Annotated in this window: 24 protein-coding genes and 1 tRNA gene; 5 read left to right on the forward strand and 20 right to left on the reverse strand. The window is 62.8% G+C overall.

Annotation, left to right across the window (positions count from 1 at the left end):
* Positions 1-97 precede the first annotated feature (97 nt).
* The 11 genes from NCS03_RS09035 to NCS03_RS09085 all read right to left on the reverse strand — a co-directional run bounded on the left by NCS03_RS09035 (position 98) and on the right by NCS03_RS09085 (position 10,158).
* Entirely contained in the window at positions 98-1,351 is a 1,254-nt protein-coding gene (locus NCS03_RS09035) for an NADH-quinone oxidoreductase subunit D (RefSeq protein WP_008341742.1), read from the reverse strand.
* Between the two features lie 9 nt (positions 1,352-1,360).
* Positions 1,361-1,963, reverse strand: coding sequence for an NADH-quinone oxidoreductase subunit C (locus tag NCS03_RS09040; RefSeq protein WP_008341743.1), 603 nt, complete (start codon positions 1,961-1,963; stop codon positions 1,361-1,363).
* Between the two features lie 21 nt (positions 1,964-1,984).
* Complete coding sequence (locus tag NCS03_RS09045; protein ID WP_006052903.1) at positions 1,985-2,464, reverse strand: NuoB/complex I 20 kDa subunit family protein; 480 nt, start codon at positions 2,462-2,464, stop codon at positions 1,985-1,987.
* A gap of 61 nt (positions 2,465-2,525) precedes the next feature.
* Positions 2,526-2,885, reverse strand: a complete 360-nt coding sequence (locus tag NCS03_RS09050) for an NADH-quinone oxidoreductase subunit A (protein WP_008341784.1) — start codon at positions 2,883-2,885, stop codon at positions 2,526-2,528.
* A 215-nt stretch (positions 2,886-3,100) separates the two neighbouring features.
* Positions 3,101-3,185, reverse strand: a tRNA-Leu gene (locus NCS03_RS09055).
* A 127-nt stretch (positions 3,186-3,312) separates the two neighbouring features.
* Entirely contained in the window at positions 3,313-3,690 is a 378-nt protein-coding gene (secG, locus tag NCS03_RS09060) for a preprotein translocase subunit SecG (RefSeq protein WP_250529075.1), read from the reverse strand.
* A gap of 88 nt (positions 3,691-3,778) precedes the next feature.
* Positions 3,779-4,552, reverse strand: a complete 774-nt coding sequence (tpiA, locus tag NCS03_RS09065) for a triose-phosphate isomerase (RefSeq protein WP_008341786.1) — start codon at positions 4,550-4,552, stop codon at positions 3,779-3,781.
* A 177-nt stretch (positions 4,553-4,729) separates the two neighbouring features.
* Positions 4,730-5,746 (reverse strand): NAD(P)H-quinone oxidoreductase, encoded by a 1,017-nt coding sequence (locus NCS03_RS09070; RefSeq protein WP_250529076.1) that lies wholly within the window; start codon positions 5,744-5,746, stop codon positions 4,730-4,732.
* A gap of 190 nt (positions 5,747-5,936) precedes the next feature.
* Positions 5,937-8,075, reverse strand: coding sequence for a polyribonucleotide nucleotidyltransferase (gene pnp, locus NCS03_RS09075; RefSeq protein ID WP_008341788.1), 2,139 nt, complete (start codon positions 8,073-8,075; stop codon positions 5,937-5,939).
* 363 nt (positions 8,076-8,438) lie between these two features.
* Positions 8,439-8,708: a 30S ribosomal protein S15 gene (gene rpsO / locus NCS03_RS09080; protein ID WP_008341789.1), complete on the reverse strand. Its 270-nt coding sequence runs from the start codon at positions 8,706-8,708 to the stop codon at positions 8,439-8,441.
* A 160-nt stretch (positions 8,709-8,868) separates the two neighbouring features.
* The gene (locus NCS03_RS09085; RefSeq protein ID WP_250529077.1) at positions 8,869-10,158 is read right to left on the reverse strand and encodes a branched-chain amino acid ABC transporter substrate-binding protein; all 1,290 of its coding nucleotides are present in this window, start codon (positions 10,156-10,158) and stop codon (positions 8,869-8,871) included.
* A gap of 195 nt (positions 10,159-10,353) precedes the next feature.
* Here NCS03_RS09085 and NCS03_RS09090 point away from each other — a divergent pair, with 195 nt between their 5' ends.
* A complete protein-coding gene (locus tag NCS03_RS09090) occupies positions 10,354-10,869 on the forward strand; it encodes a hypothetical protein (RefSeq protein WP_033535784.1) in 516 nt (171 codons plus the stop codon).
* 63 nt (positions 10,870-10,932) lie between these two features.
* Here NCS03_RS09090 and NCS03_RS09095 read toward each other — a convergent pair whose 3' ends face one another.
* From NCS03_RS09095 to NCS03_RS09120, 6 genes are all read right to left on the reverse strand, one after another.
* A complete protein-coding gene (locus tag NCS03_RS09095; RefSeq protein ID WP_008341793.1) occupies positions 10,933-12,477 on the reverse strand; it encodes a 2-isopropylmalate synthase in 1,545 nt (514 codons plus the stop codon).
* Positions 12,478-12,834: 357 nt separating this feature from the next.
* Complete coding sequence (locus NCS03_RS09100) at positions 12,835-13,491, reverse strand: C40 family peptidase (RefSeq protein WP_008341795.1); 657 nt, start codon at positions 13,489-13,491, stop codon at positions 12,835-12,837.
* Positions 13,492-13,638: 147 nt separating this feature from the next.
* Complete coding sequence (locus NCS03_RS09105; RefSeq protein ID WP_175982685.1) at positions 13,639-15,237, reverse strand: ABC transporter ATP-binding protein; 1,599 nt, start codon at positions 15,235-15,237, stop codon at positions 13,639-13,641.
* On the reverse strand, positions 15,234-16,355 hold the full coding sequence (locus NCS03_RS09110) for an ABC transporter permease (protein WP_008341799.1): 1,122 nt from the start codon (positions 16,353-16,355) through the stop codon (positions 15,234-15,236). The genes NCS03_RS09105 and NCS03_RS09110 overlap by 4 nt, the downstream gene beginning before the upstream one ends.
* Before the next feature lies 1 nt (position 16,356).
* Positions 16,357-17,397, reverse strand: a complete 1,041-nt coding sequence (locus NCS03_RS09115; RefSeq protein WP_008341800.1) for a microcin C ABC transporter permease YejB — start codon at positions 17,395-17,397, stop codon at positions 16,357-16,359.
* Positions 17,398-17,409: 12 nt separating this feature from the next.
* Entirely contained in the window at positions 17,410-19,275 is a 1,866-nt protein-coding gene (locus NCS03_RS09120; protein WP_250529078.1) for an extracellular solute-binding protein, read from the reverse strand.
* 240 nt (positions 19,276-19,515) lie between these two features.
* On the opposite strand from NCS03_RS09120, the gene fabI reads away from it, so the two are divergent.
* Positions 19,516-20,313 carry an enoyl-ACP reductase FabI gene (fabI, locus tag NCS03_RS09125; protein WP_008341802.1) on the forward strand — a complete coding sequence of 266 codons (798 nt, stop codon included), beginning with the start codon at positions 19,516-19,518 and terminating at the stop codon, positions 20,311-20,313.
* A gap of 85 nt (positions 20,314-20,398) precedes the next feature.
* Here fabI and NCS03_RS09130 read toward each other — a convergent pair whose 3' ends face one another.
* The 3 genes from NCS03_RS09130 to NCS03_RS09140 form a co-directional block, all read right to left on the reverse strand.
* Positions 20,399-20,794, reverse strand: a complete 396-nt coding sequence (locus NCS03_RS09130; RefSeq protein ID WP_008341803.1) for a hypothetical protein — start codon at positions 20,792-20,794, stop codon at positions 20,399-20,401.
* 265 nt (positions 20,795-21,059) lie between these two features.
* Positions 21,060-21,410 (reverse strand): hypothetical protein, encoded by a 351-nt coding sequence (locus NCS03_RS09135; protein WP_008341804.1) that lies wholly within the window; start codon positions 21,408-21,410, stop codon positions 21,060-21,062.
* Between the two features lie 188 nt (positions 21,411-21,598).
* The gene (locus tag NCS03_RS09140) at positions 21,599-22,912 is read right to left on the reverse strand and encodes an MFS transporter (protein ID WP_250529079.1); all 1,314 of its coding nucleotides are present in this window, start codon (positions 22,910-22,912) and stop codon (positions 21,599-21,601) included.
* A 142-nt stretch (positions 22,913-23,054) separates the two neighbouring features.
* On the opposite strand from NCS03_RS09140, the gene NCS03_RS09145 reads away from it, so the two are divergent.
* From NCS03_RS09145 to NCS03_RS09155, 3 genes are read left to right on the forward strand one after another with little or no spacing between them, the layout of a single operon-like run.
* The gene (locus tag NCS03_RS09145) at positions 23,055-23,828 is read left to right on the forward strand and encodes a GntR family transcriptional regulator (RefSeq protein ID WP_244808122.1); all 774 of its coding nucleotides are present in this window, start codon (positions 23,055-23,057) and stop codon (positions 23,826-23,828) included.
* Complete coding sequence (gene mdcA, locus NCS03_RS09150; RefSeq protein WP_250529080.1) at positions 23,825-25,486, forward strand: malonate decarboxylase subunit alpha; 1,662 nt, start codon at positions 23,825-23,827, stop codon at positions 25,484-25,486. Before NCS03_RS09145 ends, mdcA begins: the two co-directional genes overlap by 4 nt.
* The gene (locus NCS03_RS09155; RefSeq protein ID WP_250529081.1) at positions 25,486-26,343 is read left to right on the forward strand and encodes a triphosphoribosyl-dephospho-CoA synthase; all 858 of its coding nucleotides are present in this window, start codon (positions 25,486-25,488) and stop codon (positions 26,341-26,343) included. The genes mdcA and NCS03_RS09155 overlap by 1 nt, the downstream gene beginning before the upstream one ends.
* Positions 26,344-26,345: the final 2 nt, after the last annotated feature.

The following is a 26,345-nucleotide window of genomic DNA, read 5'->3' on the forward strand; positions in this document are numbered from 1 at the left end:
GTATTGCGGCAGACCTGGCGTTCCTGCGGGTTCCTGTTATTGCTTTCGCGTTTCTTGCGCAGCGGCTCGGCGAGCCGACCGCGCAGGCGCCGATGAATCAGCGATCGATCTCGCCGAACACGATGTCTTGCGTACCGATGATCGTCACTGCGTCGGCGATCATGTGGCCTCGCGCCATTTCATCGAGCGCTGCGAGGTGTGCATAGCCCGGCGCGCGAATCTTCAGGCGATACGGCTTGTTCGCGCCATCCGAGATCAGGTAGATGCCGAACTCGCCCTTCGGATGCTCGACCGCAGCGTACGTTTCGCCTTCCGGCACATGGAAGCCTTCGGTAAAGAGCTTGAAATGGTGAATCAGCTCTTCCATGTTGCTCTTCATGCCGACGCGCGACGGCGGTGCAACCTTGTGATTATCGACCATCACAGGGCCAGGATTCTTGCGCAGCCACGCAATGCACTGTTTGGCGATGCGCGTCGACTGGCGCATTTCTTCCACGCGCACCAGATAGCGGTCGTAGCAGTCGCCGTTCACGCCGACGGGGATGTCGAAGTCGAGCTGATCGTACACTTCGTACGGCTGCTTCTTGCGCAAGTCCCACTCGATGCCCGAGCCGCGCAGCATCGCGCCGCTCAAGCCCATCTGCAACGCGCGCTCCGGGCTCACCACGCCGATGCCCACGAGACGCTGCTTCCAGATGCGGTTGTCGGTGAGCAGCGTTTCGTACTCGTCGACACAGCCCGGGAAACGATTGAAGAAGTCCTCGATGAAGTCGAGCAACGAGCCCTGACGGTTCTCGTTCATCTTGTCGAGCGCCTTCGCGTTGCGGATCTTCGACGCCTTGTATTGCGGCATCGCGTCCGGCAGATCGCGATAGACGCCGCCCGGACGATAGTACGCCGCGTGCATGCGCGCACCCGACACCGCCTCGTAGACGTCCATCAGATCTTCGCGCTCGCGGAACGCGTAAAGGAAGACCGCCATCGCGCCAACGTCGAGCGCGTGCGAGCCGATCCACATCAGATGGTTCAGCACGCGCGTGATTTCGTCGAACAGCACACGGATGTATTTCGCGCGGATCGGCACGTCGATGCCGAGCAGCTTCTCGATGGCGAGCACGTAGCCGTGCTCGTTGACCATCATCGACACATAGTCGAGACGGTCCATGTACGGCACGGACTGCAGGAAGGTCTTGGTCTCGGCGAGCTTCTCGGTCGCGCGATGCAGCAGACCGATGTGCGGGTCGGCGCGCTGGATCACTTCGCCGTCGAGTTCCAGCACGAGGCGCAGCACGCCGTGCGCTGCCGGGTGCTGCGGGCCAAAGTTCAGCGTGTAATTCTTGATCTCTGCCATGGCGTTCTCTTAATGTTTCAGACCGCCATAGCGATCTTCGCGAATCACGCGCGGCGTGATTTCGCGCGGTTCGATCGTCACGGGCTGGTACACCACGCGCTTCTCTTCCGGGTCGTAGCGCATTTCGACGTAGCCGGAAATCGGGAAGTCCTTGCGGAACGGATGGCCGATGAAACCATAGTCCGTGAGAATGCGGCGCAGATCGGGATGGCCTTCGAATACGATGCCATAGAGGTCGAACGCTTCGCGCTCGTACCAGTTCGCCGACGTCCAGATATCGACCACCGAAGCCACGATGGGCACTTCGTCGTCCGGAGCGAATACGCGCACGCGCACGCGCCAGTTGTGCGTGATCGAGAGAAGATGACTGACTGCCGCGAAACGCGGACCGTCGTAGACGCCGTCGCCATACGTCGAATAATCGACGCCGGAGAGGTCCATGAGCTGCTCGAAGCGCAGCGACGGGTCATCGCGCAACTGCTTGCAGACGTCCAGATAGTCGGCCGCCTTGACGACGACCGTCACCTGACCCAGCGACTCGGTAATGCTCTGGAGACGGCCGCCAAACGCCGTCTCGAGGTTCGCTTTGAGGGTCTCGAGTTTGCTTGCCATAGTTTGGGGAGACTCAGGCCCTTACTGACGGGCGATGGTGTTGGTGCGGCGAATCTTCGCCTGCAACTGGATCACGCCGTAGACCAGCGCCTCGGCGGTCGGAGGACAACCGGGAACGTAGACGTCGACCGGGACGATCCGGTCGCAGCCGCGCACGACGGAATACGAATAGTGATAGTAGCCGCCGCCGTTCGCGCACGAGCCCATGGAGATGACCCAGCGCGGCTCGGCCATCTGGTCGTACACCTTACGAAGCGCGGGCGCCATTTTGTTGCAGAGCGTGCCGGCGACGATCATCACGTCCGACTGGCGCGGGCTCGGGCGGAACACCACGCCGAAACGGTCCAGGTCGTAACGGGCGGCGCCCGCGTGCATCATCTCGACCGCGCAGCATGCGAGACCGAACGTCATCGGCCACAGGGAGCCGGTGCGCGTCCAGTTGATGAGCTTGTCAGCCGTGGTGGTGACAAAGCCTTCCTTCAAGACCCCTTCGATACTCATTTGTTTTCCACTCCAGATGAGCAGCCAGCCAAAGCCGCCCATGAATCCGGTGATCTAACTGTCATTCCCAGTCGAGCCCGCCCTTTCTCCAGATGTAGGCGAAACCGAGCAAAAATTCGAGCAGAAAAATCATCATCGCGATGAAACCAGGCCAGCCGATATCGCGCAGGGAAACACCCCACGGGAACAGGAACGCCGTCTCAAGGTCGAAAATGATGAAAAGAATCGCGACGAGATAGTAACGCACATCGAACTTCATACGCGCGTCTTCGAACGCTTCGAAGCCGCACTCGTACGGCGCGTTTTTCTCGGTGTCGGGCTTGTTGGGACCGAGGATCTTGCCAATGCTGACCAACGCTATACCTAAACCAAGGCCCACCAGAAGAAACAAGAAGACGGGGTAATAGGGTGCGAGGTTCAAGGCTATCCTCAGATCGGTAGATGTGGCCTGTAATTGATTGGGGCGCTTCAGCCGGGACGGACCACCCGGCAGGAGATATCACTTGGGACCGCTCACGATATCAGCACAACGTGACAACCGCTTTGATGTTGTCGATGCCGCCGTAAAAACGTAAGCGTACTCCAGAAGTGACAATGCCAGCCGAAGCGATGCAAGCGGCTGGCATTGGATAACTTTGGTGCCGACGGCGAGACTCGAACTCGCACAGCTTTCGCCACTACCCCCTCAAGATAGCGTGTCTACCAATTTCACCACGTCGGCACTGTACTGCAATCCGGGAAAACTACTTCTTAATTGCCGCGAATCGCTTCAAGACTTGAATTATAACTGGGCCCTTGGAATTGTTCAACGCACAAAATGCAAAATCCGCGAAAAATCTGTTCCGTCGTTATTTGGGCACGTCAGCGCCCGGCGCCGACGATGCAACCGGTGCCGACACAGGCGCAGACGCTCCTGATGCGGCCACGGCCAGAGCCGATGCCGGCACAGGAGCCGCACCGCCCAACACACCCGCGGACGTCTGCGGCTTATAGCTTCCGAGATAGGTCAGCGCCAGCGTCGTCACGAAGAAGATCGCGGCGAGAATGGCCGTGGTACGCGACAGAAAGTTGGCCGAGCCCGTCGCACCGAACAGACTGCCCGATGCGCCGCTACCGAACGCCGCGCCCATGTCCGCGCCCTTGCCGTGCTGGAGCAGCACGAGGCCGATTACACCCAACGCCGACAGCAACTGAACGACGATAATCAATGTCTTCAAATACAGCATTTCAACTCACCCGATTCCTGATGTTTCCGTGACACCTTCGTGTCGCACTATGCTCTTTCGCCTGCCCTGCCCGCTCGCCGTTCGACGCTCAATGCGTCACGGTTTGCGCCGCCCGGCAGATCGCCAGAAAATCTTTCGACTTCAGCGACGCGCCGCCAATCAGCCCGCCGTCGATGTCTTTCTGCCCGAACAGCTCTTCCGCGTTTTCCGGCTTCACGCTGCCGCCATACAAGAGCGGCACGTTCGCAACCGTTGCGCCCTTCTCCAGCAGCTTGTGACGCAGAAACGCATGAACATCCTGCGCCTGCCCCGGCCGCGCGGTCTTGCCCGTACCGATCGCCCAGACCGGTTCGTACGCGACCACGATGCCCGCCGCCTGCTCTTCCGTGAGCGCCTGCAACACGGCTTCGAGCTGCGTGCCGATGATCCGCTCCGTCGTGCCCGCCTCACGTTCTTCCAGCGTCTCGCCGACACAGACGATCGGCGTAAGGCCCGCTTCGATCGCGCGCTGCGCTTTCGACGCGACGAGTTCCGGACTTTCGCGATGATACGCGCGTCGCTCCGAATGCCCGACGATCGCGTACGTGACGCCGAAGTCCGCCGCCATCTCGGCCGCGACTTCGCCGGTGAACGCACCGCCCGTATGCGCCGACACGTCCTGAATGCCCCAGCGCACCACCGAGCCGCTGAGCAGCGCTTGCGATTGCGCGAGATACGGACACGGCACGCACACGCCGACGCTCACGCCCTTCTGCAAAGCCGATGCGCCCGCGGCGACCTCGATCAGCAAGGTCGCATTTTCTCCGATGCGGCCGTGCATCTTCCAGTTGCCCACCACCAGTTTCGCTCGTTCTCTGGACATATGTCTCGTCAGTCGGTGGCGGCTTGTTGCATGCACGTGGTCAGCCGCCCTGTTATAAGAATGAACCGCTACGAACCGCAAACTGCCTGCAAAACAGGCGATTTTACTGTGTTACGACGAAACCGGTCAAACCATCAAAAGCGAGCCGCAACATGAAACGCTCGCTCCCGGCGAATTTCACGCGTCGTCGCGCCAGTCGAGCACGATCTTGCCGACGTGCGTACTGCTTTCCATCAGTGCGTGCGCGGCGGCTGCATCGCGCGCCGGGAACACCTGATGGATCACCGGCTTGATGCGCCCCGCCTCGATTTCCGGCCAGACGCGCTCCTTCAGCTTCGCCGCGAGCTTCGCCTTGAATGCGACGGGACGCGGACGCAGCGTCGAACCCGTGATGACGAGACGCCGGCGCAGCACGTCGTTCAGATTGATCTCCGCCTTCGCGCCGCCGAGCAGCGCAATCACGCAGATGCGCCCGCCGTCGGCAAGCGCCTTGAGCTCGCGCTGGAGATAGTCGCCAGCGACCATATCCAGAATGACGTCGACGCCGCGATCGTTCGTCAGCGACTTCACTACTTCGACGAAATCTTCCGTCTTGTAGTTGATCGCCCGCTCCGCGCCGAGCGCTTCGCACGCGCGGCACTTTTCATCGGTGCCGGCCGTGGCGAACACGCGAAAGCCGAGCGCTTTGGCGATCTGAATCGCCGTCACGCCGATGCCGCTCGACCCGCCCTGCACGAGCAGCGTTTCTTCCTCGCCGTTCTCGCCCGCGCCCAACTGACCGCGTTCGAACACGTTGCTCCACACCGTGAAGAACGTCTCCGGCAAGGATGCCGCCTCGATGTCCGACAGACCCTTCGGCACCGGCAGACACTGTTCGAGCGGGGCCGCCGCGTATTCGGCGTATCCGCCGCCCGCGAGCAGCGCGCACACACGATCGCCTTTTTTCAGACCGAACGGGTTGTGCTTCGGATCGAAATCGCCATCGACGATCTCACCGGCAACCTCCAGCCCCGGGAGATCCGACGCGCCCGGCGGCGGCGCATAAGCGCCCTTGCGCTGGAACACGTCCGGCCGGTTGACGCCGGAAGCGGCCACCTTGATCAACACCTCGCACTTGCCCGGCGCAGGCGTCGGACGCTCGCCGAGTTTGAGAACTTCAGGTGCGCCGAACTCAGTGATTTCGATGGCCTTCATATGCTCTCCCTGTGCCGCCCAGAGTTAGTGTGCATCCGAACCGGATGGCACTGCGCGCGCCTCGAAGCAATCCGCGCTCCACACACTGCCATCGAGTCCGATGACGCGTCGGACAATGCATAGCGTCCCAAGCGTCATACATGAAAACGGCCGGCTCGCTGAAGCGGCCGGCCGTCTACACATTACCGCATTACTGCTGCGGGTGCGTCGGTTCTGCCTGCTGCGCGCCTTCGTTCAGAAGCGCCTTCGCCGACAGACGCACACGACCCTTTTCGTCCGTCTGGATGACCTTGACCTTCACGATCTGGCCTTCCTTCAGATAGTCGTTGATGTCCTTCACGCGCTCGTTGACGATCTCAGAGATGTGCAGCAGACCGTCCTTGCCCGGCAGAATGTTCACGATCGCGCCGAAATCGAGCAGCTTGAGCACCGGGCCTTCGTAGACCTGGCCGACTTCCACTTCCGCCGTGATGTTCTCGATGCGCTTCTTCGCGTCGGCCATGCCTTCCGCGCTCGTGCTCGCGATCGTCACGACGCCGTCGTCCGAAATGTCGATGGTCGTGCCGGTTTCTTCCGTCAGCGCGCGGATCACGGAACCGCCCTTGCCGATCACGTCGCGGATCTTCTCCGGATTGATCTTGATGGTGATCATGCGCGGCGCGTAGTCCGACAGTTCCGTATTCGTCGTCGGAACGGCGGCGGTCATCTTGCCGAGGATGTGCATGCGGCCTTCCTTGGCCTGCGCCAGCGCGACCTGCATGATTTCCTTCGTGATGCCCTGGATCTTGATGTCCATCTGCAGCGCCGTGACGCCCTGCGACGTGCCGGCCACCTTGAAGTCCATGTCGCCGAGGTGATCTTCGTCGCCGAGGATGTCGGTCAGAACCGCGAACTTGTTGCCTTCGAGGATCAGGCCCATCGCGATGCCCGCGACGTGCGCCTTCATCGGCACGCCGGCGTCCATCAGCGCGAGGCAGCCGCCGCAGACCGAAGCCATCGACGACGAACCGTTCGATTCAGTGATTTCCGACACGACGCGAATCGAATAGCCGAACTCGTCGGCGCTAGGCAGGCACGCGACCAGCGCGCGCTTCGCCAGACGGCCGTGGCCGATTTCGCGGCGCTTCGGCGAACCGACGCGGCCGGTTTCGCCCGTCGCGAACGGCGGCATGTTGTAGTGAAGCATGAAGCGCTCGCGGTATTCGCCTTCGAGTGCGTCGATGCTTTGCTCATCGCCCTTCGTGCCGAGCGTCGCGACGACGAGCGCCTGCGTTTCGCCGCGCGTGAAGAGCGCCGAGCCGTGCGTGCGCGGCAATACGCCCGTACGAATTTCGATCGGACGGACGGTGCGCGTGTCGCGGCCGTCGATGCGCGGCTCGCCGTTCAGGATCTGCGTGCGGACGATCTTCGCTTCGATATCGAACAGGACGTTGCCGACCGTCGCCGCATCGGCCGCGACCGTGCCGCCCGTCGCGGCTTCTTCCGCCAGCTTCGCCGACGTCGCCGCGTAGACTTCCTTCAGCTTGGCCGAGCGCGCCTGCTTGTTGCGCAACTGATAAGCCGCTTCGAGTTCCGGCTTGGCGATTTCCGTGACGCGCGCGATGAGCGCTTCGTTCTTCGGCGCCGGCTGCCAGTCCCACTCGGGCTTGCCGCCTTCGCGCACGAGTTCATGGATCGCGTCGATGGCGGTCTGCATCTGCTCGTGGCCGAAAACGACCGCGCCGAGCATCACTTCTTCGGACAGCTGCTGCGCTTCCGATTCGACCATCAGCACCGCGCGCTCCGTGCCCGCGACGACCAGATCGAGCGCCGATTCCTTCATCTGCGGGCGCGTCGGGTTCAGCACGTACTCGTTGTTGATGTACGCGACACGTGCCGCGCCGACCGGACCGTTGAACGGCAGTCCCGACACGGCGAGCGCGGCGGACGCGCCGATCAGCGCCGGAATGTCGGCCGGGACATCCGGGTTCAGCGACAGGACGTGGATCACGACCTGAACTTCGTTATAGAAGCCTTCCGGGAACAGCGGACGCAGCGGGCGGTCGATCAGACGCGAAATCAGCGTTTCGCCTTCCGACGGACGGCCTTCGCGGCGGAAGAAGCCGCCCGGGATCTTGCCGGCGGCATAGGTCTTTTCGAGGTAGTCGACGGTCAGCGGGAAGAAGTCCTGGCCCGGCTTGGCGGTCTTCGCGCCGACGACGGTTGCGAGCACGACGGTATCTTCGACATCGACGATCACCGCGCCGCTCGCCTGACGGGCGATTTCACCCGTTTCGAGGCGGACGTTGTGCTGTCCCCACTTGAACTCTTTGACGATCTTATTGAACATTTCGACTCCTTCTACGTTTGCGCCGCGCCGGTCGACTGGCGCGTGCGGGAAGGTCCGGAGCCGCGCTTGAGAGGTGTGTTATGCCATTCCAGCGCGATGCGTTTCGATGAACGTCGTCGCGCTGGAATGACACAAAGCTCCGCTGCGAGGCTGGACCGAGTGTCGGACCGGATGGACTCATCCGGGATAAAGCTTATGAACTGCCGAAACTTCCGACTGCGTGGCAACTATGGGCGCCGATTGCCGAAAACACGATCGGGCACCACTTCGCGACCGAAACGCACAAAAACAAAGTGCCTGTATCAGCGGACTGACACAGGCACTTCATTAGGACGTTGGCCGCAAAGCCACGCTTGGCGCCAATTACTTGCGCAGACCCAGCTTTTCGATCAGCGAGCGATAACGATCCGCGTCCTTGCCCTTCAGGTAGTCGAGCAGCTTACGACGACGGCTCACCATGCGCAGCAGACCGCGGCGGCTGTGGTGATCCTTCGAGTGCGACTTGAAGTGGACGGTGAGTTCGTTGATGCGGCTCGTCAGCAGTGCGACTTGCACTTCGGGAGAACCGGTGTCGTTTGCGCCGCGTGCGTATTCAGCGACGATGTCGGATTTCTTGATTTCTGCTACGGACATTTGCTTTTCCTTTGATACAGACAGGCGGTCACGGAAGAAAGGCCGTGCCGTGGATTTACAAAAAGTGAATCGTTTCCGGCAATGCGCCAAAAACGAAGCGCAGAGTATAGCACAGTGCAATGTCTCGCCGAAGCACTTCTGCGCGGGGCGAATCGGCGCCTTAGCGCGGCGGGCGCGACATGCGGCACGTCGTCGGTTGCGCGGTCTTGTCGGCGGGGACGCTCAGAAGCGTGCGGAAGCCGTAGCCCGAGCCTTCGTTATCGAGCGCGACGCCTTTCGTTCCCGCCTTGTCCATTTCCATGACGTAAAGGGGCTGGATCACCTGATGATCTTCGGCACGCACGGTCATCGGGTGGAAGCCTTCGCCGTCGAACTTCATGCCTTCGAGCGTGCGCGCCACCGCGAGCGGGTCCGCGCTTTTTGCGCGCGTCATCGCGGCGGCGAGCATTTCTACCATCAGCGGCATACGCGCGACAAGGTAATCGTCCGCGGCGGCAGGATAGCGGGCTCTGAACGCGCGATAGTACGCGTCCGACGCAGCGCCGCCCGCGTTCGGATGCCAGTCCGCCACGGCGATCACGCGCTTCACGCCGGCATCGCCGAGCGCGGCCGGAGCGCCCAGACTGTTGCCGTAGAACGTGTAGAACTTCGTGTCGAGCCCCTGCTCGCGCGCGGCTTTGACGAGAAGCGTCAGATCGTTGCCCCAGTTTCCGGTGATTACCGCGTCCGCTCCACTCGCGCGGATTTTCGCGATGTAAGGCGCGAAATCCTTCACGCGCCCGATCGGATGAAATTCGTCGCCCGCGATCGCGATATCCGGGCGCCGCTCCTTGAGCGCGCGCTGTGCCTCGCGGCTCACATCGTGGCCGAAGCTGTAATCTTGATTGAGCAGATAAACCTTCTTCACCGCGCGATCGTCTTTCAGCGCATCGGCGAGGGCATCCATCCGCATGCCGGCGTGCGCGTCGAAGCGGAAATGCCAGAAACTGCACGCGTCGTTGGTGAGCGCGGGATCGTCGGCGGAATAATTGAGGAACAGCACGCGGCGATCCGGCTCGCGAGCGTTTTGGCGGTCGACAGCCGCTACGAGCGCCGCCGCCACCGCCGAACTGTTGCCCTGCATGACGAAGCCGATCTTCTCGTCGATCGCCGCACGCAGCTGCACGAGACTCGCCTCGCTGCTGCCCTTGCCATCGAGCACGACGAGTTGCAGCGGATGCGCGCCGTCCGCGAGCTTCACGCCGCCTTGCGCGTTCACGCGCTCGACGCCGAAACGCAGATTGCGCTCGACCATTGCGCCGGCGTTCGCGAACGGGCCGGACATGCCTTCGATCAGCGCGAGCTTGATGGGTGGCAATTCGGCCGCCCGCGCCGTCATGGACAAGGCAAGACACGCCGATGCCGCGATGCGCAGCCATTGCATCGCGCGCGCGCTGGTTCCGTCCTTCATGAGTTTCCGCCGATCCGCCGAAAGCGCGGATCATAGGCTGCAGCGCGCGCCCCGCGCAAGTCGCGATTGCCGACACATCGGCTTGAATGCCGCGACGTATCGGAGAATGCTTTGCCGCGCGCGCATGTCAAAATCACGGGAAACATCGAACAAACGCTGCTCGCCGCCGCGAGGAGCAAGCACGTGGAGGCTTCAATGCTGCACATACTCAACCGCATGCGCGCATCGCTGACATGCGCCGGGGTCGCGCTCCTTCTGTCCGCCTGCGCGCAGCCGTGGCAGAACTATCAGGCTGGCGCGGATGCCTCGACGATCACCGCCCGCCTCGGCCCGCCGCGCGAAATCTACGATCTGCCCAATGGCGGCAAGCGCCTGATGTGGCCGACGCAACCGCTCGGCGAATTCACCACCGCCGCCGATATCGACGCTTCCGGCAAGATCGTCAATGTTCGGCAAGTGCTCGACGAAAACGAGTTCTACAAGGCGCAGATCGGCACCTGGACGAGGCAGGACGTGCTCGTGAACTTCGGGCGGCCCGTGGAGACGTCGTACTTTCCGCTGATGAAGCGCGAAGTCTGGACCTATCGCTACATGGAGGCGAACATCTGGTATCTGATGTACAACTTCTATTTCGACGAGCAGGGCATCTTGCGCATGACGCAGAAAACGCCCGATCCGTTGCACGATCCGGATCGGCGCAATCTGTTCTGAGCGCATCGACGCCATGTAAAAAGCCCTCGCGAAGAGGGCTTTTTTGCGTTTCGACCGATCGAATCAAAGCTGCGGATTGAGCTTTTCGACCTTCGAATGCAGCTTGTTCAACGCGGCGATGTACGCCTTCGCCGACGCCGCGACGATGTCCGGATCCGTGCCCACGCCGTTCACGATGCGACCGCTCTTCGACAGACGCACGGTGACTTCGCCCTGCGCCTGCGTGCCGGTCGTGATCGCGTTGACCGAATACAGCACGAGCTCCGCGCCGCTCTCGACCTTCGATTCGATCGCGTGCAGCGTCGCATCGACCGGACCGTTGCCGCGCGCTTCGCCCGTGACTTCGGTGCCTTCCACCGCGAACACGACCTTCGCTTGCGGCTGCTCGCCGGTTTCCGAATGCTGCTTCATCGACACGAAGCGGAAGTGCTCTTTCGCCTGCGCCTCGGCGGATTCCTCGGAGACGATCTGCATGATGTCTTCGTCGAAGATTTCGGCCTTGCGGTCGGCGAGATCCTTGAAGCGCGCGAATGCCGCGTTCACATCGGCTTCGGATTCGAGCGTCACGCCCAGTTCTTCCAGACGCTGCTTGAACGCATTTCGGCCCGACAGCTTGCCGAGCACGATCTTGTTCGCGCTCCAGCCCACGTCTTCCGCGCGCATGATTTCGTAGGTGTCGCGCGCCTTCAGCACGCCGTCCTGATGGATGCCCGAAGCGTGCGCGAACGCATTCGCCCCGACGACCGCCTTGTTCGGCTGCACGACGAAACCGGTGATCTGCGAGACGAGCTTCGAGGTCGGCACGATCTGCGTCGTGTCGATGCCCAGATCGAGGCCGAAGTAATCCTTGCGCGTCTTCACCGACATCACGATTTCTTCGAGCGACGTATTACCCGCGCGCTCGCCCAGACCGTTGATCGTGCATTCGACCTGACGCGCGCCGCCGATCTGCACGCCCGCGAGCGAATTCGCGACCGCCATGCCGAGGTCGTCGTGGCAATGCACCGACCAGATCGCCTTGTCGGAGTTCGGCACGCGCTCGCGCAGCGTCTTGACGAGATTGCCGTAGAGCTCCGGCACGCCGTAGCCGACCGTATCCGCGATATTGATGGTGCGCGCGCCTTCGTCGATCACGGCTTCGAGCACGCGGCAGAGATAATCGATATCCGAGCGGCTGCCGTCTTCCGGCGAGAATTCGACATCATCCGTGAACTTGCGCGCGAAACGCACCGCGAGGCGCGCCTGGTCGTAGACCTGCTCCGGCGTCATGCGCAGCTTCTTCTCCATGTGCAGCGCCGACGTCGCGATGAACGTGTGGATACGGAACTGGCCGGCGGGCTTGAGCGCATCGGCGGCGCGCTGGATGTCCTTGTCGTTCGCGCGGGCGAGCGAGCAGACCGTGCTGTCCTTCACGAGCCCCGCGATGGTGTGGATCGCGTCGAAGTCGCCGTTCGAGCTGGCCGCGAAGCCGGCCTCGATCACGTCGACCTTCATGCGTTCCAGTTGCTTCGCGATGCGGATCTTCTCTTCCTTCGTCATCGACGCGCCGGGGGACTGCTCGCCATCGCGCAAGGTCGTGTCGAAGATGATCAACTTGTCTGCTGCCATGTTGGGCTCCTGTGGGGAGATTTATCGATTGTTGGAGATATCGAGACGAAACTCAAAAGGGAATTCGGGTGTTCGCGCCACCGCTGGCGTCGAAAACCTGAATGGACGAGCAGACGGGAGGCGTGAAGGATCAGCGCGGTAGGCGCGCTAGCAGCGATAGTGCGCGTAGCGACGCACTAGCCGGAAACAACGAGAAGGGGAACGTGAAAAAGTTCATTCAAAAACTATAACGACTTTTGATGACGTGTGCAATGAGGCTTTCCGATTGCGCCGATTGACTTTACCTCGCGCCCGAACGCAAAACAAAAAAGCCTGCGTCCGCAAAGGAGGCAGGCTTTTTTCGATGCCGACAGACGATCAGTAACCGCCGATCGACGCGCTCACGCGCTGGCGCAGTTCCGCGCCGTCGCCGACTTGCGCGTTCTCGATGCGACGCGCGCCCTGAAAACGCTTTTCCCAATAGCCGTCTTCCATGTCGTCGACACGGATCGTGCTGCCGGTCGACGGCGAATGCACGAACTTGTTGTCGCCGATATAGATGCCGACGTGCGAGAACGAGCGGCGCATCGTATTGAAGAACACGAGGTCGCCCGGCTTCAGATCGGAGACGGTCACTTTCTCGCCGACCCGGCTCATTTCCTCGGCGCGGCGCGGCAAGGTCATGCCGAGCGTGTCCTGGAAAACGTAGCGGACAAAGCCGCTGCAATCGAGACCGGAATCCGGCGTGTTGCCGCCCCAGCGATAACGCACGCCGATCATGTTGAGCGCGCCGACGACGACGTCGCCCGCCTTGCTCGCCACGCCCGACAGAAACGACTTCGCGCCGCCCGGATTGCTGGCGGCGTCTGCGCTTGCTGCATCGCTGGATTTGCTGGAGAAAATGCCGTTGTTGGCATTTTGGCTGCTACTGCTGACTTCGTCGGCGAACGCGCCGGAAGTTGTTGTCATCAGAAGGCCGATTAACATGCTCGCGGCGGCGCGCGCACATGTCTGAGTCATCGTTAGTGGCTGCATCGGTCGGTAGGTTTTACAATTAAAAGCTGCTAAATCAGGGAGATACGTGAAAGTTTGGAGGGATACTAGCCATAAAGTATTTAACTGTCAAAAGAAATAGAAAAATACAATTGAGACGCGCACCCAATTGGCGAAAAAGAAAGATTTTTAGGAAACTAGCGATGCTTTCAGAAGCTTTCTTGTGTATTCGTCAGAAGGGTTCGCAAAAATCTTCTCTACTTCCCCCGACTCCACGACAAAACCATTCCGCATGACCGCGACGCGATGAGCCATCGCGCCGATCACCTGCAGGTCGTGGCTTATGAAAACGTAACCAAGATTGTGCTTCTTCTGAATATCGGCCAGAAGCGCAAGCACTTGAGTTTGAATGGAAACATCGAGCGCGCTGGTCGGCTCGTCCAGGATCAGGATGCTCGGTTCGAGCACGAGCGCGCGCGCGATCGCAATGCGCTGGCGCTGTCCGCCGGAGAATTCGTGCGGATAGCGATCGAGCGCCGCGCGCTCCATGCCGACTTCGCGCAGCACGGCGATCACTTTCGCCCGTCGAGCGGCGGCATCGAGTTCCGGTCGATGCAGCGCGAGCCCTTCTCCGACGATGCGCTCCACCGTCTGCCGCGGCGAGAGCGAGCTGAACGGGTCCTGAAACACCACTTGCAGGTTCGAGCGCAGCACGGTTTTTTCGCGTCCGCGAAAATCGCCGATTGCGCGCCCCTGGAACTCCACCGCGCCGTTCGAGATGCGCTGCAGGCCGAGTAGCGCCATCGCGAGCGTCGATTTCCCCGAACCCGATTCGCCGACGATGCCGAGCGTCTCGCCCTGGCGCACCGTCAGCGTGACGTCGTCGACGGCCTTGAAGCGGCCGCGCCGGAACCAGCCCGCGAAACCCGGCAGACGCGTCGGGTAATCGACGGACACATCCTTTGCATCGAGCAGCACTGGGGCGATGGGCAGCACCGGCAGCACGCTGCGCTTCGGCTTGCTCTCGATGAGCCGCTTCGTGTACGGATGCTGCGGCGACGCGAAAATGGCCTCCACCGTGCCGCTTTCGACGAGCACGCCCTTCTCCATCACCGCGACGCGCTCGGCGAAGCGCCGCACGAGATTCAGGTCGTGCGTGATGAGCAGCACCGCCATGCCGCGCTTTTCGGCTTCATCGCGCTGAAGTTCGAGCAGCAACTCGACGATCTGCGCGCGGATCGTCACGTCGAGCGCGGTGGTCGGTTCGTCGGCGAGCAGAAGCCGCGGCCGGCAGGCGAGCGCCATCGCGATCATCACGCGCTGACGCTGTCCGCCCGAAAGCTGATGCGGATAACTGTCCACGCGCCTTTCCGGCTCGGTGATCCCGGTACGCGCGAGCAGCGCGATTGCGCGTTTTCTCGCCTCCCGCGGGCTCGTGCCGTCGTGCAGGCGGATCGTCTCGCCGATCTGGTCCCCGACCGTGTAGAGCGGATTGAGCGCGGTCATCGGCTCCTGAAAGATCATCGCGATGTCGGAACCGCGCAGACCTCGGATCGCGCGTTCGCTTTTCGACAGCAATTCCTCGCCGTTGAAGCGGATCGATCCGCTCACTTCGGCCTCGTGCACGAGGCGCAACACCGACAGCGCCGTCACGCTCTTGCCCGAGCCCGATTCGCCGACGAGCGCCACACGCTCGCCCGCGCGAATGTCGAGATTGACGCCATCGACCGCGAGCGTGTCGCCGAAGCGCACGCGCAAGTCTTCGATCGAAAGTAGCGGCTCCGTCACTGCCCGCCTCCGGCTTTCACGGCATCGGAAATACGCGTATCGAGCGCGTTGCGCAAGGCGTCGCCCATGAAGGTCAGCAGGAGCAGCGTCGCGACGAGCACGCCGAACGTCGACAGCGAAATCCACCACGCGTCGAGATTGGCCTTGCCCTGCGCGAGCAACTCGCCGAGCGACGGCGTCGGCGACGGCACGCCGAGGCCGAGAAAATCGAGGCTCGTGAGCGCGAGAATCGCTCCGCTCATGCGAAACGGCAGGAACGTGATGACGGGCGTCAGGCTATTGGGCAAGACGTGCCGCCAGATGATCTGCCAGTTCGACAAACCCATCGCGCGCGCGGCGCGGACATAGTCCTGCGTGCGGTTGCGCAGAAACTCCGCGCGCACGTAATCCGACAGGCCGATCCATCCGAACAGCGACAGCAGGATGATCAAAAGAATGAGACTCGGCTCGAATATCGACGCGAAGATGATCAGCAGATAAAGCTCCGGCAACGCGCTCCAGATTTCGATCAGGCGTTGCCCGGTGATATCGATCCTGCCGCCGAAGTAGCCCTGCACCGCGCCCGCGACGACACCGAGCACGGTGCCGATCGCCGTCAGCACGAGCGCGAACAGCACCGACACGCGAAAGCCGTAGACGAGGCGCGCGAACACGTCGCGGCCGCGATCGTCGGTGCCGAGCCAGTTCTCGCGCGACGGCGGCGCCGGGTTCGAGCCCTTCGAAAAATAGTTGAGCGTGTCGTAGTAGTAGTGATTCGGCGGATAGATCGCGAAGTTGCCGGGCGCGCTGAAGCGATCGCGCACGAACGGATCGAGATAATCGGCGGGCGTCGGAAAGTCGCCGCCGAAGGTCGTCTCCGCATACGTCTTCACGAGCGGAAAGTAAAAGTGGCCCTGATAGCGCACGACGAGCGGCTTGTCGTTCGACCACAGCGGCCCCGCGAGACTGATGACGAACGCCGCGATGAACACGATCAGGCTCCAGTATCCGAGCCTGTTTCGCTTGAAGCGCAGCCATACGCGCCGTCCTGGCGGCACCGATGCCGCGCCGCGCAGCGGTTGCGCATCGCTGCCGTTGGCACCGCGCCGTGACGATTCCGGTGAAGCGGCTCGATTCAAATCAGCGCTCCAGTTGTTCGAATTGAATGCGTGGATCGACCCAGACGTAACAGAGGTCCGAGATGAGCTTCGTCGCGAGGCCGATCAGCGTGAAGAGATAAAGCGTGCCGAGCACGACCGGATAGTCGCGCCGCACGACGGATTCGTACGAGAGCAGTCCGAGGCCGTCGAGCGAAAAGAGCGTCTCGATCAGCAGGCTGCCCGTAAAGAACGCGCCGATGAACGCCGCCGGAAAACCGACGATCAGCGGCAAGAGCGCGTTGCGGAATACGTGCTTCCACAGCACGCGCCGCTCACTCAAGCCTTTGGCGCGCGCGGTCAGCACATATTGCTTGCGGATTTCGTCGAGGAACGCGTTCTTCGTGAGCATCGTGACGACGGCGAAGCTGCCCACCACCGACGCCACGACCGGCAACGTGATGTGCCACAGATAATCGAGAATCTTGCCGCCGAGCGAGAGCGTCGCCCAGTTGTCGGACGTGAGATTGCGCAGCGGAAACAGTTGCCAGAACGTGCCGCCGCCGAACAGCACGAGCAGCAGCACGCCGAGCACGAAGCCCGGAATCGCAAAGCCGACGAGCACGATGAGACTCGTCGCGACATCGAACTTCGAGCCGTTCTTCACGGCTTTGGCGATGCCGAGCGGCACCGATATCAGATACGTGATGAAGAAGGTCCACAAGCCGATGCTGATCGACACCGGCAGCTTCGACACGATCAGCGACCACACGCTCTGATGCCTGAAATAACTCTCGCCGAGATCGAAGCGCGCGAACTTGCCGAGCATCAGAAAGTAGCGTTGCAGCGGCGGTTTGTCGAAGCCGTAGAGCTTCTTCAGTTGCTCGACCTGCTGCGCATCGACGCCCGTATGCGTGCGCAGCCCGAAGCCGCCGCCGCCTTCGGACTGTCCGCGCCGCAAGTCGTGCACCGCCTGTTCGACCGGACCGCCCGGCACGAACTGGATCACGACGAACGTGAGCGTCAACACGCCGATGAGCGTCGGGATCATCAAGAGAATGCGTTTAAGGATGTAGCTCCACATGGCGCGTCCTCGTTACTTCGCCGCGTGCGCGGCGGGCCCGGATTTGGCCCACCACGTCGATATGACCCACTCTTCCGCGCCGTAATACAGCGGCAGCGTCGACGGGTACGCCAGCGTATTCCGATACGCCACGCGATGCGTCGCCGAGTACCAGTGCGGCACCACATAGTAGCCGTTGATCAGCACGCGATCGAGCGCGTGCGTCGCGTCCACCAGTTGCTCGCGCGTCTGCGCGGAGATCACTGTCTGCAGGATCGCATCGACGGCCGGCGACTTCACGCCTGCGAGATTGTCGGAGCCCTGCTCGTCCGCGGACTTGCTGCCGAAGCGCGAAACCTGCTCGGTGCCCGGCACCTGCACGTCGGGCATGCGCACGCTCGTCATGTCGAAGTCGAACGCATCGAGACGTTTCTGGATCAACGCGTAATCGACGGTGCGAAAGTTCATCGTGATGCCGAGCTTCTGCAGATTGCGCCCGAACGCGGCCGCGACCGGCTCCATCGACGCGCCGCCGCCGGTGTCGTCGAGAATCTCGAAGACGAACGGCTCGCCCTTCGCGTTGCGCAGCGCGCCGTCGCGATACGTCCAGCCGGCTCGAGCGAGCAATTCGCGCGCCTTGATGAGATTGGCGCGCAGCGAGCCGGGCGGATCGGTGTCCGGCTGACGCGGCATCTCGCCGAACACGGAAGGATCGAGCTGCTTCTTCAGCGGGTTCAATATCGCGAGTTCGCCTTCGCTCGGCAATCCCTTCGCCTGCAGATCCGTGTTGACGAAAAAGCTGTCGATGCGCCTGTACTGATTGAAGAACAGTTGCCGGTTGAGCCACTCGAAATCGAGCGCGAGATCGAGCGCCTGACGCACGCGCACGTCCTTGAAGAGCGGCTTGCGCGTGTTCATGAAGAAGCCCTGCATGCCGGTGCCGTTGTGGTGCGGGAACTCGCGCTTGATGAGCTCGCCGCTGTCGAAGCGTTTGCCGATATCGCGCCGCACCCAACTGCGCGCGACGTACTCGACCAGCACGTCGTACTCGCCCGCCTTGAACGCTTCGAGGCGCGCGGTCGGATCGCCGTAAAGCTTGTAGTCGATGTGCGCGAAATTGAACGTGCCGACACGCACCGGCAGCGCCGCGCCCCAGTAATCCGGATTGCGCCGGTACGAGATCGTGCGGCCGTTGTCGTAACGATCGATCAGATACGGCCCGCTGCCGATGGGCTTCTGGAACGCGATCTTGTCGAACGGAATGCGCGTGCCGTCCGGCTTCATGCCCCACTTGCGCGAAAACACCGGAATGCCGCCCGCGAGCAGCGGCATCTCGCGCGTCGCGATCTTGAACTCGAAGCGGATCGTCTGCGGATCGACGATCACCGCGCGCGCGATCTGCCCGAAGTACACGGAGAACTGCGGCGCGGCAAGCGGACTCTTGAGCATCTCGAACGAGAACTTCACGTCTTCCGCCGTGACCGGATCGCCGTTGGAAAAGCGCGCTTTCGGATTGATGTGGAAGGTGGTCGACATGCCATCGGGCGCGACGGAAATGTCATCGGCGAGCAGGCCGTAAGCGGTCGACACTTCGTCGGAACTGCCTGTCGTCAGGCTCTCGAACATCAGCGAAAGACCGGGCGCGGGATTGCCGCGCAACGTGAACGGATTGAACTTGTCGAAGCTCGTCAGCCGGTTCGGGTTCGCGAGGACGAGCGTGCCGTCGCGCGGCGCGTCGGGATTCACGTAATCGAAGTGCTTGAAACCGGCCGGGTATTTCGGCTCGCCGTATTGCGCGATGGCATGCACCGCGTAAGCCGGACTCGCGAGCCATGCAGCCGATGCGGCCAGCGACCAGGTCAGGACCAAGCGTGAGGCGCTGCATAAACGGATCGTCATGTGCCTCTGGGCGCGATTTGAGTGTGTGACGCGATGGAGTGACCCGGCCGGAAACCCGAAGCGCGAGCCGCGGGAATCTTAAGGCGAGGCATTGCGATGTGAGAGAATTCTACCCAAAATCACGCACCGCTCGGCCTGCGACCCAAGGGTTGTCGACTGGCCGATCGCGCCACGCACGACCCCGCGCGGCATCGGACAACCGGTGCGCGCCGCGACACTGACATCAAAGAAGGAGCATTCATGGGCTTTCTCGCTGGAAAACGAATTCTGCTGACGGGCCTGCTGTCCAACCGCTCGATCGCTTACGGCATCGCCGCGGCCTGCAAGCGCGAAGGCGCGGAACTGGCGTTCACGTATGTCGGCGAGCGCTTCAAGGAGCGCATCACCGAGTTCGCGACCGAGTTCGGCAGCGACATGGTCTATCCGTGCGACGTCGCCGACGACGCGCAAATCGATGCGCTGTTCGCGTCGCTGAAAGAACGCTGGGACTCGCTCGACGGCCTCGTGCACTCCATCGGCTTCGCGCCGCGCGAGGCAATCGCGGGCGATTTCCTCGACGGCATGACGCGCGAGAACTTCCGCGTTGCGCACGACATCTCCGCCTACAGTTTCCCCGCGCTTGCGAAAGCCGCGCTGCCGATGCTGAAAGACGGCTCGTCGCTGCTCACGCTGTCGTATCTCGGCGCCGAGCGCGCGCTGCCGAACTACAACACGATGGGCCTCGCGAAGGCATCGCTCGAGGCGAGCGTGCGTTACATGGCGGCGTCGCAGTCGCTCGGCGCCAAGGGCGTACGCGTCAACGCCATCTCGGCCGGCCCGATCAAGACGCTCGCGGCGAGCGGCATCAAGAGCTTCGGCAAGATTCTGAACTTCGTCGAACAGAATGCGCCGCTCAAGCGCAATGTGACGATCGAGCAAGTGGGCAATGTCGCCGCGTTCCTGCTGTCGGATCTGTCGAGCGGCATGAGCGCGGAAGTCGTCCACGTCGATGCCGGATTCCATGCGGTCGTCGGCGGAATGGGCGGCGACGCGGAATAAGCGCCCGTTCGCAGCTTCAAAACGAAGCGCCGCTCACTTCAGGTGAGCGGCGTTTTTTATTTGCCGCGATGACCGCGCCCTGCGCTCAACGATAGCCGTGCGGGCCGCCATGTCCGTTGCCGTGCCCGTTGCCATGTCCGTAACCGTGCCCCGGCGGCGGACCATGCGGGCGCGGCGGAGGCGGCGGACGGCCGTGCCCGTAATGACGATAGTAGTCGTTGCGGCTCCAATAGCGTCGGCCGTCCCAGTACCGGCTGCCATGCCAGCCGATGACGACCGGCGGCGCGTACATCGGCGCGGGCTGGTAGACGACGGGCGGCGGAGGCGGTGCATAGACCGGCGTCGGCGCGACGTAGACCGGCGCCGGAATGCCGATATTCACGCCGACATGAACATCCGCCGCGCGCGCGATGCCCGTCGCGCTCAGCGCCGCCATGGTCAGCACACCGGCCACGATTCGTCCCGAGAACTTCTTTTTCATATGCAACCGGACCTCGCTTTGTACTTGTTCGCTTGCGCTCAAATATAACGAAAACCTTTCGACGCAATATTTCAGCTTTGTAAGTTATTGCCTGCTCGCGCTTTACGTCTGGAGAAACCTTACCTTTTGTTACATCGCGCGGGTGAGAATTCGCGGCGTTGTTGTTTTACTGGGAATTCGCCCTTCCACGTTCAAGCGGCAACAAAAAAGCCACCCGTGACGAACGAGTGGCTTTCGGCGACGGACGCCGGGCGGCGCGGGACGATCAACGCCAGCCGTTGTGACGGCCGTGGTCATGGCCGTCGTGATCGTGGCCGCGGCCATGATCGTAGTGGCGATAGTAATCGTCGCGATCCCAGTAGCGACGGCCATCCCAGTAACGATCGCCATGCCAGCCGACCACGATGGCCGGCTGCACGTAGACCGGCGCCGGAGGCGGCGCGTACACGACGGGCGGCGGAGGCGGCGCATAGACCGGCTCGGGCGCGACGTACACGGGCGCGGGCACCCCGATGTTCACGCCCACGGACACACCCGCATTGGCCGCGCCGGACACCATCAGACCGCCGAACATCACGGCGCCAGCCAGCACGGAAGCCTTCGATACCTTGTTCATGTAAAGCCCCACCCCGATGGGTTGTTTGTTGTGTTGACCGGACTATATCGGACGGATGCCGCATCGAGTGTTCGACTTCGTAACCTGCTATTACTGAGGAAAAACTTACGAAAAGTAAGCTCGTGCAGATGGAAAAACGGCGGCCCTCGCATCGCGAAGATCGCCGTTCGTGAGAGGCGCAGCGAAGATCAGTTCGGCAGTTCCTGGCCTTTGGTTTCCGGCGCGAGCGGGATCACCGCGAGACCGATGAGAAACGCAATCGCGGTAATGGCAATCGGCACGCCGAGCGTCTTCATGTTGAGCACCATCGCGCCGATGCCGAAGTTCACGATCGCGCCGAAGAAGCGCCCGACCGACGTGCAGAACGCGAAGGCCGTCGCACGCACGCGGGTTTCGAACTGCTCGGGCAGCCACAGCGAAAAGAGCGCGAAGTTGCCGCCGAAGAAGCCCAGCACGACGAGCAGCGCGATGAACGGCACCAGGCCGTTCGGCAGATAGAACGCCCAGCCGAACGCGAGCGCGATCGACGCTGCCATGCCGACGAAATACACCGCGAGCGTCTTTTTGCGGCCGATCTTTTCGGCCATCGGCGGCAGCGCGAGACAGCCGACGATCGTGCCGATCGAAAGCAGCCCCGTCGCGATCGACGCCATGCGCGCGGCATCGTGCTTGTCCATGCCCGCCTTCGTCGCGAGCTGAACGACCGCCGACGGTTCATACACCGCGCCCGCCCACAAGCCGATGATCGCCACCGTCAGCAGCACGGCCGCGACGATCGTCCGCTTGCGATATTGCGCATTGAAGATCGCCTTCAGCGAACTCTCGTGCTTGACGTGCGGATGAGCGGTTTCGGCGCGTTCCCACTTGTCGGTTTCCTTCACGCGCAGGAGCACCATGATCGACACCACGACCGGAAACAGGCCGACGAGAAACATCGCGCGCCAGCCGAACGTCGCGCCGATCGTGTAATTGAGCGCGGCGGCGAGGAAGAAGCCCGCGTAGTAGCCGGTCTGCAGATAACCCGCGCCCATCTTCCGGCGGTCATCCGGCCAGGCTTCCGCGACATACGTGCCCGCGAGCGCCCATTCACCGCCGATCCCCACGCCCGCGCAAAACCGATAGAAGCCGAGCTCCCACACGTTATGCGCGGTCGCCGCAAGGCCGGTGAAGATCGCGAACGTGAAGATGGTCGCCGCGAGCACTTTCGTGCGTCCGAAACGGTCGGCGAGCGGTCCCCAGATGAACGACAGTCCCCATCCGACGAGAAAGAGCGCGAAGAGAATCGAGCCCGCAAGCCCGATGTTCGCCGGCGTCGCATCATAGCCCGAACGCGGCAGCAATTCGGTGAGCGCCGGCGCGAGCACGAGCGCGTAGATGAACGAATCCATTCCGTCGAGCGTCCAGCCGGCCCACGCACCCCAGAAACCGGTGATCTGCGACCGGTTGAGCGGTGTCTTCGTGGCGCGCGTGGCGCTTATCTGTCGATCCAGCGTGCTGGGCATGGCCATGTCTCCAAAGGAATTAGCGACGCGCCGGTTAAAAATGTTTGTTATGGCGTCTAGGGAAAGCACCGAAGTACCGTGTGCGTTTTTATATATAATATTTGAACATCGAGACACGACAAGTCCGCACTTTCACCTAGCCATGCCGACAGATCTCTCAGCCGGATCGACTCCGGCCTCATTTCGCGACGCGCAGTTCGAACCGCGCCAGAGCACGTCGCGCTTCATCGCGGATGCGCTGCGCGCCGCCATCGTCGATGGCTCGCTGTTGCCGGGCGAGCCGCTGCGGCAGGACGCGATCGCCCGGCAGTTTTCGGTCAGCGCCATTCCGGTGCGAGAAGCGTTCCGCCAGCTCGAAAGCGAAGGCTGGGTGACAATCGAGCCGAATCGCGGCGCGGCCGTCAGTCTGCAATCGGCCGACGAGGCGCGCGAGATCTACGAGATTCGCGCATCGCTCGAAAGTCTCGCGATCGGCATTGCGATCGCGCATCACACGCCCGAAACGCTTGCCGACGCGAAACGCCTGCTCGAAGCCGCCGAGAACGAGCCCGATCCGACGCTCTACGTCGTGCGCAACGAGCAGTTCCACATGGCGCTCTACGCGCCCGCCGACCGTCCTCGGCTGATGGAGCTGATCGGCCAGATGCATCGGCGCGGCGAACGCTATTTGCGGCTGAAGCTCGGTCTGCCGATCCACAAGGATTCATCCGATGCCGAGCACCGCGCGATCTTCGATGCCCTCGCCGCGCGCGATATCGAACAGGCGCAGACGCTCGTCGCGCGCCATCTGCTCGCGACGGGCGACCTGCTCTACCGCTTTCTCGCCGATGCCCAGGCGCTCGCGCAATCGAGCCACGTCAAGAAGAAGAAACGCCGCGCATCTTCCCGATCGAATTCCGTCAAGGCCGACCAATGAACGACGTCATCGCTGAAACCCGCAACTGGAACACGCGCGCGCAGGAAAAGGCGCGGCGTCTTAAGCTGATCGAGCCGTGGATGAACGGCTCCGTGCTCGATGCCGCGCACATCGTCGATGCGTTGAGTGCGCTCATCGTCACCGGCGACCGTGTCGCGCTCGAAGGCAACAATCAGAAGCAGGCGGACTTTCTCTCGCGCGCATTCGCGAAGCTCGATCCGGACCGCGTGCACGACATCCATCTGCTGATCTCGAGCATCAGCCGTCCCGAGCATCTCGCGCTCTTCGAGCAAGGCATCGCGCACAAGGTCGATTTCGCGTTCGCCGGGCCGCAAAGCCTGCGCGTCGCGCAACTGCTCGAAGACGGCATGCTGGAGATCGGCGCGATCTATACGTACATCGAACTGTATGCGCGCATGTTCATCGACTTGACGCCGCAGGTCGCGCTCGTGTGCGCGGTGCAGGCGGACCGGCATGGCAATCTGTACACGGGCGCCAACACCGAGGACACGCCGACGATCGTCGAAGCCACCGCGTTCCGGCATGGCATCGTGGTCGCGCAGGTGAACGAAATCGTCGACGAACTGCCGCGCGTCGATATTCCCGGCTCGTGGGTCGATGTCGTCGTCGAGGCCGATCGTCCGTTCGCCGTGGAGCCGCTTTTCACGCGCGATCCGCGTCACATCGGCGAATTGCAGATTCTCATGGCGATGATGACGATCCGCGGCATCTACGAGCGCTATGGCGTCAAGGCGCTCAATCACGGCATCGGCTTCGATACGGCCGCGATCGAACTGCTGTTGCCGACATACGGCGAGAAGCTCGGCCTCAAAGGAAAGATCTGCACGAACTGGGCGCTCAATCCGCATCCGACGCTGATTCCCGCGATCGAATCCGGCTGGGTGGACAGCGTGCATTGCTTCGGCAGCGAAGTCGGCATGGAGGACTACATCGCGGCGCGCTCCGATGTGTTCTTCACCGGCCGCGACGGCAGCCTGCGCTCGAATCGCGTGTTCTGCCAGCTCGCGGGGCAATACGGTGTCGATCTCTTCATCGGCTCGACCTTGCAGATGGACGCCGACGCGAATTCGTCGACGGTCACGCTCGGGCGGCTCGCGGGCTTCGGCGGCGCGCCGAACATGGGACACGATCCGCGCGGCCGGCGTCATTCGAGCGAAGCGTGGCTCAAGCTCCTGAAGGACGACGGCCCGAATCCGAAGATCGCGCGCGGGCACAAGCTCGTCGTGCAGACGGCCGAGACGTACAAGAAAGGCGGCGAGCCGACCATCGTCGATGCGCTCGACGCGATTGCCGTCGGCGAGAAAAGCGGCATGCCGATCGCGCCCGTGATGATCTACGGCGACGATGTCACGCACGTCGTGACGGAAGAAGGCATCGCGTATCTGCACGCGGCAGAAGGCGTCGACGAGCGCCGCGCCGCGCTCGCGGCGGTCGCGGGCGTGACGCCGATCGGCATGCGCGCCGATCCCGCGAAGACGGCGGAATTGAGACGGCGCGGCATCGTCGCGTATCCGGAAGATCTGGGCGTGCGGCGCGGCGAAGCCAAGCGCTCGCTGCTCGCGGCGCGCAGCATCGACGATCTCGTCGCGTGGTCGGGCGGCTTGTACGTGCCGCCCGCGCGCTTCCGGAGCTGGTGATGAAGCCGGCTCTTCGCGAACTTGCGCGCGCGGTCGCGTCGCCGCCGCTCATCGCGCAATGCGCCGTCGATGCGCTGATCGCCGAGGCGCGTCTCACGCCGAAGCCCGCGCTCGTCGATGAACGCGGCAGCGGCGCGCATCGCGATCTCGATCTGGACACGATGCTGCGTTCCGCTCGCGCCCTGCATCCGACGTTTCTCGCGATCGCGCGCGCGGCGTCGCACGCGGAGCCGTCGCAGATCTTGCGCGAGCAACTGGCGCGCATCGGCCGCGAAGGCGAATCCGCGATGATGCGCGCAACCGAAGGCAGCAACGCGCATCGCGGCGCGATCTGGATCATCGGTTTGCTGTGCGCGGGCGCGGCGATGCACGCGCCCGACGACAGCGGCGCGATCTGCTTCTCGGCGGCGAAGATCGCCCGTTTCGACGATCGCTACGCGCCGCTAACGGCAACGAAGAGCCACGGTGCGCGCGTCAGCGAACGCTATCGCGTGGCGGGCGCACGCGGCGAAGCGCGCGATGGTTTTCCGCACGCGCGGCTCGTCGGCCTGCCCGCGCTGGACGCCGCGCGCGCAAGCGGACTCGCCGAATCCGACGCGCGGCTCGATGCGCTCGTCGCGATCATCGCGTCGCTGGACGATACGTGTCTTCTGCATCGCGGCGGAATGCCCGCGCTCGAAGCAGCGCAACGCGGCGCGCGCGATGTGATCGCTTGCGGCGGAGCGGCGAGCGTCGCGGGCCGTCGCGCGCTCGAGGCGCTTCACGAAGAACTGATGAAGCTGAACGCATCGCCCGGCGGCGCGGCCGACCTGCTCGCGGCGACACTCTTTCTCGACAGTCTCAGGCGCTTGCCCTGAAG

Origin of the sequence: Caballeronia sp. ATUFL_F1_KS4A, assembly GCF_023630905.1 — a bacterium.
Taxonomy (GTDB): Bacteria; Pseudomonadota; Gammaproteobacteria; order Burkholderiales; family Burkholderiaceae; genus Caballeronia; species Caballeronia zhejiangensis.

Excerpts from the sequence above, each read along its gene's own strand:
- NCS03_RS09035 (WP_008341742.1), bottom strand. The coding sequence starts at position 1,351 with ATGGCAGAGATCAAGAATTACACGCTGAACTTTGGCCCGCAGCACCCG.
- NCS03_RS09040 (WP_008341743.1), bottom strand. The coding sequence starts at position 1,963 with ATGGCAAGCAAACTCGAGACCCTCAAAGCGAACCTCGAGACGGCGTTT.
- NCS03_RS09045 (WP_006052903.1), bottom strand. The coding sequence starts at position 2,464 with ATGAGTATCGAAGGGGTCTTGAAGGAAGGCTTTGTCACCACCACGGCT.
- secG (WP_250529075.1), bottom strand. The coding sequence starts at position 3,690 with ATGCTGTATTTGAAGACATTGATTATCGTCGTTCAGTTGCTGTCGGCG.
- tpiA (WP_008341786.1), bottom strand. The coding sequence starts at position 4,552 with ATGTCCAGAGAACGAGCGAAACTGGTGGTGGGCAACTGGAAGATGCAC.
- NCS03_RS09070 (WP_250529076.1), bottom strand. The coding sequence starts at position 5,746 with ATGAAGGCCATCGAAATCACTGAGTTCGGCGCACCTGAAGTTCTCAAA.
- pnp (WP_008341788.1), bottom strand. The coding sequence starts at position 8,075 with ATGTTCAATAAGATCGTCAAAGAGTTCAAGTGGGGACAGCACAACGTC.
- rpsO (WP_008341789.1), bottom strand. The coding sequence starts at position 8,708 with ATGTCCGTAGCAGAAATCAAGAAATCCGACATCGTCGCTGAATACGCA.
- NCS03_RS09085 (WP_250529077.1), bottom strand. The coding sequence starts at position 10,158 with ATGAAGGACGGAACCAGCGCGCGCGCGATGCAATGGCTGCGCATCGCG.
- NCS03_RS09090 (WP_033535784.1), top strand. The coding sequence starts at position 10,354 with ATGCTGCACATACTCAACCGCATGCGCGCATCGCTGACATGCGCCGGG.
- NCS03_RS09095 (WP_008341793.1), bottom strand. The coding sequence starts at position 12,477 with ATGGCAGCAGACAAGTTGATCATCTTCGACACGACCTTGCGCGATGGC.
- NCS03_RS09100 (WP_008341795.1), bottom strand. The coding sequence starts at position 13,491 with ATGCAGCCACTAACGATGACTCAGACATGTGCGCGCGCCGCCGCGAGC.
- NCS03_RS09115 (WP_008341800.1), bottom strand. The coding sequence starts at position 17,397 with ATGTGGAGCTACATCCTTAAACGCATTCTCTTGATGATCCCGACGCTC.
- NCS03_RS09120 (WP_250529078.1), bottom strand. The coding sequence starts at position 19,275 with ATGACGATCCGTTTATGCAGCGCCTCACGCTTGGTCCTGACCTGGTCG.
- fabI (WP_008341802.1), top strand. The coding sequence starts at position 19,516 with ATGGGCTTTCTCGCTGGAAAACGAATTCTGCTGACGGGCCTGCTGTCC.
- NCS03_RS09130 (WP_008341803.1), bottom strand. The coding sequence starts at position 20,794 with ATGAAAAAGAAGTTCTCGGGACGAATCGTGGCCGGTGTGCTGACCATG.
- NCS03_RS09135 (WP_008341804.1), bottom strand. The coding sequence starts at position 21,410 with ATGAACAAGGTATCGAAGGCTTCCGTGCTGGCTGGCGCCGTGATGTTC.
- NCS03_RS09140 (WP_250529079.1), bottom strand. The coding sequence starts at position 22,912 with ATGCCCAGCACGCTGGATCGACAGATAAGCGCCACGCGCGCCACGAAG.
- NCS03_RS09145 (WP_244808122.1), top strand. The coding sequence starts at position 23,055 with ATGCCGACAGATCTCTCAGCCGGATCGACTCCGGCCTCATTTCGCGAC.
- mdcA (WP_250529080.1), top strand. The coding sequence starts at position 23,825 with ATGAACGACGTCATCGCTGAAACCCGCAACTGGAACACGCGCGCGCAG.
- NCS03_RS09155 (WP_250529081.1), top strand. The coding sequence starts at position 25,486 with ATGAAGCCGGCTCTTCGCGAACTTGCGCGCGCGGTCGCGTCGCCGCCG.